The sequence below is a fragment of the Brevibacillus sp. B_LB10_24 genome (genome assembly GCF_046036945.1).
In the GTDB taxonomy this organism is placed as follows: domain Bacteria; phylum Bacillota; class Bacilli; order Brevibacillales; family Brevibacillaceae; genus Brevibacillus_C.
The window spans coordinates 25,357-35,103 of the sequence record NZ_JBJQOQ010000047.1 but is presented as its reverse complement, the minus strand read 5'-3'; the positions used below and the strand labels follow the sequence as shown (position 1 = coordinate 35,103).

Annotated in this window: 7 protein-coding genes and 1 riboswitch; of the genes, 5 read left to right on the top strand and 2 right to left on the bottom strand. The window is 57.8% G+C overall.

All coding sequences use genetic code 11. The features are described from left to right. The first annotated feature begins 241 nt into the window (after positions 1–241). Both ACI7RC_RS25835 and ACI7RC_RS25830 read left to right on the top strand, forming a co-directional pair. Positions 242–1,081 carry a deoxyribonuclease IV gene (locus tag ACI7RC_RS25835; RefSeq protein ID WP_408111041.1) on the top strand — a complete coding sequence of 280 codons (840 nt, stop codon included), beginning with the start codon at positions 242–244 and terminating at the stop codon, positions 1,079–1,081. A 61-nt stretch (positions 1,082–1,142) separates the two neighbouring features. Beyond that, entirely contained in the window at positions 1,143–1,529 is a 387-nt protein-coding gene (locus ACI7RC_RS25830; protein ID WP_408111040.1) for a hypothetical protein, read from the top strand. Between the two features lie 38 nt (positions 1,530–1,567). Here the strand turns inward: ACI7RC_RS25830 and ACI7RC_RS25825 are convergent, their stop codons facing one another. Beyond that, the gene (locus tag ACI7RC_RS25825) at positions 1,568–2,050 is read right to left on the bottom strand and encodes a hypothetical protein (RefSeq protein WP_408111039.1); all 483 of its coding nucleotides are present in this window, start codon (positions 2,048–2,050) and stop codon (positions 1,568–1,570) included. A 272-nt stretch (positions 2,051–2,322) separates the two neighbouring features. Continuing rightward, entirely contained in the window at positions 2,323–2,418 is a 96-nt protein-coding gene (locus ACI7RC_RS25820; RefSeq protein WP_019119770.1) for a YjcZ family sporulation protein, read from the bottom strand. 179 nt (positions 2,419–2,597) lie between these two features. After that, positions 2,598–2,696: riboswitch (SAM riboswitch) on the top strand. A gap of 81 nt (positions 2,697–2,777) precedes the next feature. Here ACI7RC_RS25820 and metH point away from each other — a divergent pair. The 3 genes from metH to ACI7RC_RS25805 are packed head-to-tail and all read left to right on the top strand — an operon-like array spanning position 2,778 to position 9,742. After that, positions 2,778–6,239, top strand: a complete 3,462-nt coding sequence (metH, locus tag ACI7RC_RS25815) for a methionine synthase (protein ID WP_408111038.1) — start codon at positions 2,778–2,780, stop codon at positions 6,237–6,239. A gap of 45 nt (positions 6,240–6,284) precedes the next feature. Next, the gene (locus ACI7RC_RS25810; protein ID WP_408111037.1) at positions 6,285–8,162 is read left to right on the top strand and encodes a bifunctional homocysteine S-methyltransferase/methylenetetrahydrofolate reductase; all 1,878 of its coding nucleotides are present in this window, start codon (positions 6,285–6,287) and stop codon (positions 8,160–8,162) included. 44 nt (positions 8,163–8,206) lie between these two features. Beyond that, complete coding sequence (locus tag ACI7RC_RS25805; protein WP_408111036.1) at positions 8,207–9,742, top strand: NAD(P)H-hydrate dehydratase; 1,536 nt, start codon at positions 8,207–8,209, stop codon at positions 9,740–9,742. The last annotated feature ends 5 nt before the right edge of the window (positions 9,743–9,747 follow it).

Sequence of the window (9,747 nt, the reverse complement as noted above, 5' to 3'; positions counted from 1 at the left end):
AGCAGGACTTTTTTTAAACTGTCTACATTTAAGGTCACAGTTCACTTGGCGGAGGGCCGGTTTTCTGTATATAGGGTGCGCAGTATCTTGAAAGAGGAGAACTGGCTTACTCTTAAAGCTTGCCATTACGTGACAAGAGCTGCAGGGTGTGTATTCGAAGCATCTCAAAGGTTGATCCTACGTACTAAACGAGCCAGCGTTCCACTCGATCACAAAAACGCAGCAGAAGGGATGCGCGTACATGAAGATTGGCTGCCACGTCAGCATCAGATCGGGCTATTTGGCCGCAGCAAAGACCGCCCTGGCGCTGGGGGCCCGTTCGTTTCAGTACTTTCCCAAAAATCCGCGCAGCTTGTCCGTCAAGCAGTTTGACCATCGGGATGCTGCAATGTGCCGGGCGTATTGCGAGGAACATCAGCTTCTCTCGATCGCCCACACCCCGTATCCGACGAATTTGTCGGCAGATGCGCCGGAGCTGTATGCGGCAACGGTCCAATCGCTGCTGAACGATCTGGAGATCGCAGATGCCTGCGGATCCGTGGGGATCGTCGTCCACTTCGGCCAGTACAAGGGGGCCAGCACAGATCCGCTCTACGGCTACCAACGGATGATCGGCATGCTAAACGAGGTCCTGGGCAGGTGGGAGGGCCAAGCCCTGGTCCTGCTGGAGAACAACGCGGGGCAGGGTGGGCGGATGGGGACGACCCTGGAAGAGTTGACCGAAGTGCGCAGCCTGCTGGCCCATCCGGAAAAAATCGGCTTTTGCCTCGATACCTGCCATGCCTTTGCCAGCGGCATGTGGACGGGCGGAAATTGGCCGCAAGTGGCTGAGAAAGCGAGGGGCATGGGCTACCTGTCGCATTTGCGGGCCGTGCATCTCAACGATTCCCGCTACCCGTCCGCATCGCGCCGCGACCGCCATGCCAACATCGGGCAAGGCGAGATCGGGGCTGAATCGTTGGTGGAACTTTTGCAAACCCCGGAAGTAGATGAACTTCCCGTCATCCTGGAAACGCCGACTCCCGCATCGGGATCTCACCGGGAAGAGATCGCCTTGGTAAACCGTTTGCTCGATCGCTAGTTCGATCGCTGGTATCTTTGCCCTGCTTCGTGCTAAAGTAAGGTGTGGAGGCGATAGCAAAGTGAAGCGATTGGTAAAAGTGACAATCCGGGATTTTTCCGCGATTGCCGAAAACCTGAATGAACCGGGCGAACTGGCCCTCTATGAGTCGGCGAACGGACGTACATACGAAGCCGAGATTGAGCCGGATGGCTATGCGGTTGTCGACGTGACCGATGAAGATTACATCGAACTGGCTCCCGGCGAATACCAGATCATGATCGAAGAGTGGACGGCGGCAGGAAAGCTGGGTGAGCTCACCCTCGAAACCAAATCCGACCCTGAGAACGACATGAACCTGCTTTACCGCGGGGTGGACGCCGACGGCCGCGAGGTGCAACAAGCCCAGTCGCTGCCCAAGCAGGTAGTATCGCAGCTGGCCAAAACCTGGTTTGGCAGCGGAAAGTAAAAACAGCAGCAGGTATCGCACCTGCTGCTGTTTTCCTTTCAACATGACGGCTTCTTGCGCTGTGCTTCCAGCTCGTCGAACAGTTTTCTGGTCAGGGCCTCCTTGTCTGAGGAGTGCTCCCATTCCGATTTAAAGCGGCGCAGCGATTCCAGCAGAGATTGCTCTTCCTCGGCAACGGCAAATGACTCGAAGTTCTCCTTCGGGTCGAACCACATCAGCCGATCGTCGAGCCCGCTGCGAAGATACGTTTCCTTCCAGTGGTCCGGAAACGAATAAGGCTGCTCGGCGAGGACGATCCCCAGCACGTCGTCTGATTGGAGCGGGAGAAAGTAATCGTACTGGTCTTTGTAACCGCCTTCGGACAAGCGGAGTATCTCCAGCGTATAATGCAGGTAATGCTGTCCAGTTTCTTTGTCTTTGACAATCTGGTACCGTTCAAAATCGTTTTCTTTCAGCTTGTTTACCGTGTCCAGCTTGGCCATAAATGCATCTCTCGGAAAAAATTGGGCATGCTCGTTCATCCGTGTAACCCCTTTGTCATTCATCGTACGGTTTAGCTTCATGGTAGCAAAAAGCGGTGCTGCTGACAAATCGAAAAGGCAGTGAACTCGTTCAGCTTCGCTGAACATCGGGGAATCAGATGGGGACTCTACCCCACCTGATTCAAGGCCCACCTATAGAGGTGGGGGTCTTAACCCAATAAATCGATATCGAATAAACTCGGGGAACTGCAGTCCCAAACAAAAAGAGCCGCGGCAATGACCGGGCTCTTCTGGCATTTGTTTGATACCGATTAGTTGTCTGTGCTTCCCACGATTACGAGTAGAATAAACAGCACCAGCACGACGGCGAAATTTTCGAAAAACCCTCCACAGAACGATGTGCTCATTTCTTGTTCCTCCTCCTTTCGATTATGCTCTAGTGTATACACTTTTGACTAGTTTGTTGTGGGCAGGTATCTTGGTGCCCGGCAAAATGGGCTGATCACCATTCAGCCTGAAGACCGCTCATTGACGAAGCAGCAAGCAAATGCTAATATATAATGAATAAAAAATTGCATGACAAGTACTCTTATCAAGAGAGGTGGAGGGACTGGCCCTGTGAAGCCTCGGCAACCGGTATCTGGTGCCAATTCCAGCAAAGCGCGCTCGCTTTGACAGATAAGAGAGGAGCATAGTCATTTTGTGCGCAATCCTCTTCTTATATGCCGGGAAGAGGTATTTTTATGTCAGAAAGAGGTTATTTACGATGAGCAAACCGAGTTTTCAAGAGCAACTGTGTCGTAAAATTCTCATATTGGACGGCGCGATGGGAACGATGCTGCAGCAGGCAGACCTGACAGCAAAAGACTTTGGCGGCGAGGAGTATGAAGGCTGCAACGAAATCCTCAACCTCACCCGGCCGGATGTGATTCGCTCTATACACGAAAAGTACCTGGAAGCGGGAGCCGACATCATTGAGACCAATACATTCGGGGCGACTACGGTGGTGCTAGCCGAGTACGACCTGCAGGAGAAGGACGAAGAAATCAACATAGAGGCTGCCCGGATCGCCCGTGCTGCGGCGGATGCGGCATCCACTCCCGAGTGGCCGCGCTATGTAGCCGGATCGATGGGTCCGACGACCAAGACGCTGTCACTGACGGGCGGGGTTACGTTTGAAGGGCTGGTAGAGACCTACTACCGCCAGGCCAAGGCCTTAATGATCGGCGGAGTGGATGTGCTGCTCTTGGAGACGTCGCAGGATACGCTGAATGTGAAAGCTGGAGGGATTGGTATCCGCCAGGCCTTTTCCGAGCTGGGACGGGAAGTGCCCGTGATGATCTCAGGCACGATCGAGCCGATGGGCACCACCCTGGCGGGCCAAAATATCGAAGCGTTCTACGTTTCCATCGAACATCTAAAGCCGGTGTCGGTCGGTTTAAACTGCGCGACCGGACCGGAGTTCATGCGCGACCATCTGCGGACCTTGGCCGACCTGTCCGGGTGCGGTGTAAGCTGCTACCCCAATGCCGGCTTGCCGGATGAAAACGGACACTACCATGAATCGCCGCAATCCCTGGCTGCGAAGATGGCCGCTTTTGCCGAAAGAGGATGGCTCAACATCGCCGGAGGCTGCTGTGGAACGACGCCGGAACACATCAAGGCGATGGCGGAGGCGCTCAGCGGCTACGAACCTCGTCCCTTGGAATCCAAGCCGCTTGCCGCGGTGTCGGGGATCGATGTCGTCTACGTGGAGGAGGACAACCGGCCGCTTTTGGTCGGCGAGCGGACAAACGTCATCGGTTCGAAAAAGTTCCGTGATCTGATCGCCGCCGGACAGTATGAGGAAGCGTCCGATGTCGCCCGCGCCCAGGTCAAGCGGGGGGCCCACGTCATCGACGTCTGCCTGGCCGACCCGGACCGGGACGAACTGAAGGATATGGAGAACTTTCTCGGCTATGTGGTGAAAAAGGTAAAAGCTCCGCTGATGATCGACTCGACCGATGCTGAAGTGCTGGAATTGGGGTTGAAATTCTCGCAGGGCAAGGCGATCATCAACTCGATCAACCTGGAGGACGGATTAAAGCGCTTTGAAGAAGTAGTGCCGCTCATCCATCGCTACGGCGCGGCGGTCGTCGTGGGGACGATCGAGGAGTCCGGGATGGCGGTCACTCGCGAACGCAAGCTGGAAGTGGCGAAGCGCTCCTACGATCTCTTGGTCAACCAGTTCGGGGTGAAGCCGCAGGACATCATTTTTGACCCGCTGGTCTTCCCGGTCGGGACAGGGGATGAACAGTACATCGGATCGGCGTTGGAAACCGTCGAGGGAATCCGCCTGATCAAGCAGGAGATGCCGGAGTGCAAGACGATTCTCGGCGTCAGCAACGTCTCGTTTGGTTTGCCGCCGGCAGGTCGGGAAGTGCTGAATGCGGTCTTCCTGTACCATACGACCCTGGCCGGCCTGGATTATGCGATCGTCAATACGGAGAAGCTGGAACGCTACGCTTCGATTCCGCAGGAGGAGCGGGAGCTGGCGGAAGCGCTGCTGTTCAGAACCAATGACGAGACGCTGGCGGCCTTTACGGATTTTTACCGCCAGAAGAAAGTAGTCGTAAAAAAAGAGGCTTCGACGCTGACCCTGGAGGAGCGATTGGCCAATTACGTCGTGGAAGGCTCGAAAGAGGGCCTGATCCCCGACCTGGAGGAAGCGCTGAAGAAATACGCTCCGCTCGATATCATCAACGGGCCGATGATGGCGGGAATGGAAGAGGTCGGAAGGCTGTTTAACGCTAATCAGCTGATCGTCGCGGAAGTCCTCCAAAGTGCCGAAGTCATGAAGGCGGCAGTGGCGTTTCTCGAACCGCTGATGGAGAAGACGGAATCGGCCACCAAAGGAAAGGTCCTGCTCGCTACCGTGAAGGGGGACGTCCATGACATCGGCAAAAATCTGGTTGAAATCATCCTCTCCAACAACGGGTACAACGTGGTGAACTTAGGCATCAAGGTACCGCCGGAACAGTTGATCGCCGCTTGCCGGAGCGAAAAACCGGATATTGTCGGATTGTCGGGCTTGCTTGTCAAGTCGGCGCAGCAGATGGTGGTGACGGCCCAGGACATGCGTTCGGCGGGCATCGATGTGCCGCTGCTGGTGGGGGGAGCTGCGCTGACGCGTAAATTCACCCAAAACCGGATTGCGGCCGAATACGACGGGCTGGTGCTGTATGCCAAGGATGCCATGGACGGTCTCGACCTGGCCAACAAACTGCAGGATCCGTCGGCTGTAGAGGCGATCCGTGAAGAACAGTCAAAAGCCAAGGAAGCAGCTGCGGCGGCTGCCGCAACAAGCGAGCAGGCACCAGCGGGATCAGGCAAATCAGGCGTGAAGCGATCCGCGGTCAGTCGAACCGCCCCGATTTTCGTACCGCAGGATTTGAAAAGGCACGTTTTGCGCGACTATCCGATCAGCCATCTGCAGCCGTATATCAACCTGCGGATGCTGCTCGGTAAGCATCTGGGCGTTCGCGGCAATGTCGACAAGCTGTTGGCTGAAGGAGACGAGAAAACCGTTCAATTATACGGCGTCGTGGAAGAACTGCTGCGCGAAGCGCGTGAGGAAGGCTTGATCCGGGCCCATGGCATGTATCAGTTTTTCCCGGCGCAAGCCGACGGCGACGATATTCTCGTCTACGATCCTGCCGATCAGACCCGGCTGGTGGAACGCTTCACCTTCCCGCGGCAGCCGGAAGAGCCGCATCTCTGCCTGTCCGATTTTCTCCGTCCCGTCGAAAGCGGCGAGATGGATTACGTTGGGTTCCTGGCTGTCACCTGCGGACACAACATTCGCGAACAGTCGACCAAGTGGAAGGAGAGCGGCGATTACCTGCGGTCACACGCGCTGCAGTCGGTCGCCCTGGAGACGGCAGAAGCCTTTGCCGAGCGGGTTCACCAGTTGATGCGGGACGTCTGGGGCTTCCCTGACCCGGCAGAAATGACGATGGCTGAGCGCCTTGGGGCGCGGTATCAAGGAATCCGCGTTTCGTTTGGCTACCCGGCCTGCCCGAGTTTGGAAGATCAGGAGAAGCTGTTCCGTTTGCTGCGTCCGGAAGATGTCGGCATTCATTTGACAGAGGGCTTTATGATGGAACCGGAAGCATCCGTATCGGCCATGGTGTTCGCTCACCCTGAAGCTCGTTACTTTAACGCCGGACCGTCCGTCTTTGAGGTGTGAGTATAAGGAAGTACGGAAACGAAGAAGTGAGAGAAGGGACGTATTATGGGGAGTAAACGAGATTTAAAGGGGTATCTGACCGAACATCTGCTGATCGGAGACGGCGCGATGGCTACCCAGCTTTACCAGCTGGGTGTGCCGATCCGCACCAGCTATGAAGAGCTTTGTTTGTCCAATCCCAAGCTGGTGAAAGATGTACACAGCGCCTACTACGAGGCGGGTGCACGGCTGCTGGAGACCAATACCTTCGGGGCCAATCGCGACAGCCTCTCCCGCTACGGCCTGGAAAACCGGGTGGCCCGGATCAATCGGGCGGCGGTGCAAATCGCCAGGGAGGCAGCTGGGGATGACGCCTTTGTCGTCGGAAGCATAGGCTCGATCATCGCCGGGCGGGTGCGGATGCCGCAGATGGAAGGCTTTCGCGACTTGTTTGAAGAACAGGCGATCGCTCTGCTCCACGAAGGGGTGGACGGGATATTGCTGGAGACCTTCCTCGACCTGGAGGAGCTGCTGCTGGCCCTGGAAGTCATCCGCCCGCTGACGAACGTGCCGATCCTAGCGCAGCTGGCGACGATGGAAGTGGGGCGTACGAGAGATGGCTATACGCTCGGCGAGGCCTTCCGCCAGCTTCAGCAGGCAGGAGCAGATACCGTCGGACTGAACTGCCGGTTAGGTCCGGCCGAGATCATCCGCTCGTTTGAAAGCTGTGTCGTACCGGATGGCGTACTGCTCTCCGCCTTTCCCAATGCGGGACGGCTCGGAATGGCGGACGGCTCCTACGCGTTCAAGTCGACGCCGGAGTACTTTGCGGAAAGCGCGGCTCGCCTGCGCGAGCTCGGCGTTCGCTTGATCGGGGGATGCTGCGGCACCACTCCGGCCCACGTCCGGGCGATCACCGAGGCACTGGCCGATCTGCCGCCGCTGCCGCGGGTCAATCCGCAGGCAGGGCAGAACGAACGGCAAGCAGCGGCGCTCTACAGCGTCAAGCAGAGACAGCTGCCGACGATCGTGGAGCAGGTAAAAGAGCGGCATACGATCATCGTGGAGTTTGACCCGCCCAAGGATCTGGACGCAGACCAATTTCTCCACGGCTGCTGCGAACTGCACAATGCGGGAGCCGATGCGATCACCTTGGCGGACAACTCATTGGCGAATGTGCGGATGAGCAATATGGCCCTGGGCGCGATGATGAGACACCGGTTCGGCATCGACCCGCTCTTGCACATCGCCTGCCGCGACCGCAATCTGATCGGCCAGCAGTCCCATCTGATGGGCCTGCATGCACTGGGCATCGATCAGGTGCTGGTCATCACGGGCGACCCGTCCAAGTTTGGCGACCTGCCGGGAGCCAGTTCCGTATTTGACGTGACTTCGTTTGATTTGATCCGCATGATCAAACAGCTGAACGAGGGTTTCTCTTTCTCCGGCAGGCCTTTGAAGCAAAAGGCGCAGTTCGTCGTCGGAGCCGCCTTTAATCCGCACGTCCGGAAGATCGAAGCAGCGGTGCAGCGTCTGGAGAAAAAGGTGGAAGCAGGGGCCGACTTCATTATGACCCAGCCCGTCTACGATGCGGAAACGATCGAGCTGATCTACAACGCGACGAAGCATATCGACATCCCGATCTTTATCGGCATCATGCCGCTCACAGGCTGGCGCAACGCGCAGTTCCTGCACAACGAAGTCCCGGGGATCAAGCTGTCCCAGGCGGCGCTTGAGCGGATGAAGGAGCTGCAGGGCGAGGAAGGACGCCGCGAGGGTACGGCAATGGCAAAAGAACTGCTTGATACGGCGATGAAATACTTCCAGGGCATCTACCTGATCACGCCGTTTTCCTACTACCAGATGACGGTCGAGCTGACAAAATACGTCCTGGATCGTTCCAACGGGCAGGGCGATACCGCAAGGCAAGTGGCAGGCACGTAAGCCTGCCTTTTCTTGACCTCCTTTTGGAAGGGAGTTGTTTTCAGGTGTACGTATTGACTGCCGAAGAAATGCGAAAGCTGGATGAACACACGATCAAAGCGATTGGGCTGCCTGCCATCGTACTGATGGAAAACGCCGGGGCCGCGGTAGCCCGTGAAGTGGAGCGGTTTTCCCGCGAATCGGGGCTGGCTCGTCCAGGCCGTTCGGCCCGCTGGGCGGTCCTCGCCGGGAAGGGAAACAACGGCGGAGACGGCCTGGTTGCGGCCAGACACCTGATCGAGAGCGGCATGGAAGCGACGGTGATCTACGCCGTATCGCCTGAACAGTTGAGCGGTGATGCCGGCTTTCAGCGCGATTTGGCGTCCCGGCTTGGCGTGCCAACACAGACGTATGGCCGTGCACCGATTGATTGGCACTCGTACGACGGAATCGTTGACGCCCTGATCGGAACAGGATCGAAAGGGGCGCCCCGCGGATCGTATGCCGAACTGATTCGGGCAGCGAATGAGAGCGGGCTGCCGATCATCTCCGTCGACATTCCCAGCGGGCTTGACCCGGATACAGGCCGGGTGCACGACCCTTGTATCCGCGCAGCCCGTACTGTGGCGCTCGCCTTCCTCAAACGAGGATTGGTGCAGCAGCCCGGAGCAGAGACTGCCGGACAGGTCGCGGTAGGGCAGATCGGGATTTGGCCTGATCTTGCCCGACAGTTTGGCATTCATACCTATTTGCTGGGAGAGCGGCTGTTTCGGGAGGAATTCGGCCTGGATCCGGCGCTGCCGAGGAAGCCGGACAGTCACAAGGGCACCTTTGGCCATCTGCTGGTCTGTGCCGGGAGCCGGCAGATGAGCGGAGCCGGCCTGCTCTGCAGCAAAGCGGCGCTGCGGGCAGGCTCCGGGCTGGTCACCTGGGCGGTGCCGGATGAATTGCTTCCCGCTCTGATCGGGCGGGTCCCCGAGGTGATGCTGTCAGGCATCCCGGGAACGGGACACGACCTGCAAAATGTCCAGTCCCTGCTGCAGTTGTTTACTGACCGGGATGCGGCAGTAATCGGTCCCGGACTGGGCCGCTTTTCCGGAGATGCTAAGTGGCTGCGCCTGCTCTGGGAGAAGAGCGATTGCCCGCTTGTGCTCGATGCGGACGCGTTAAACATGCTCGCCGACGCCGACTTTGCCGCTTGGCCAAGGAGGGGGGGCGAGGTGATCCTCACCCCTCATCCTGGGGAGATGTCCAGGCTGGCCGGGGCGACCACAGCGGAAGTGCAGCAAAACCGGATCGAGGTGGCCAAAAGCTATGCCCTTCGCCATCATGTGGTTGTCGTGTTGAAGGGAGCCGGGACGGTGGTGGCTGCACCTGATGGAGCGGTCTATATCAATCCGACGGGCAATCCCGGCATGGCTACTGCGGGAAGTGGGGACGTGTTGGCCGGTGTGATCGGAAGTTTGGCGGCACAGGGCTTTCAGGCGAGCCTGGCCGCTTGTCTGGGTGTCTGGCTTCACGGTGCGGCCGGTGACAGAGCGGCGGCAAAACGGCATGACCAGGGTTCGCTTATAGCGGGGGATATCATCGAAGAGTTGTAGGCCAT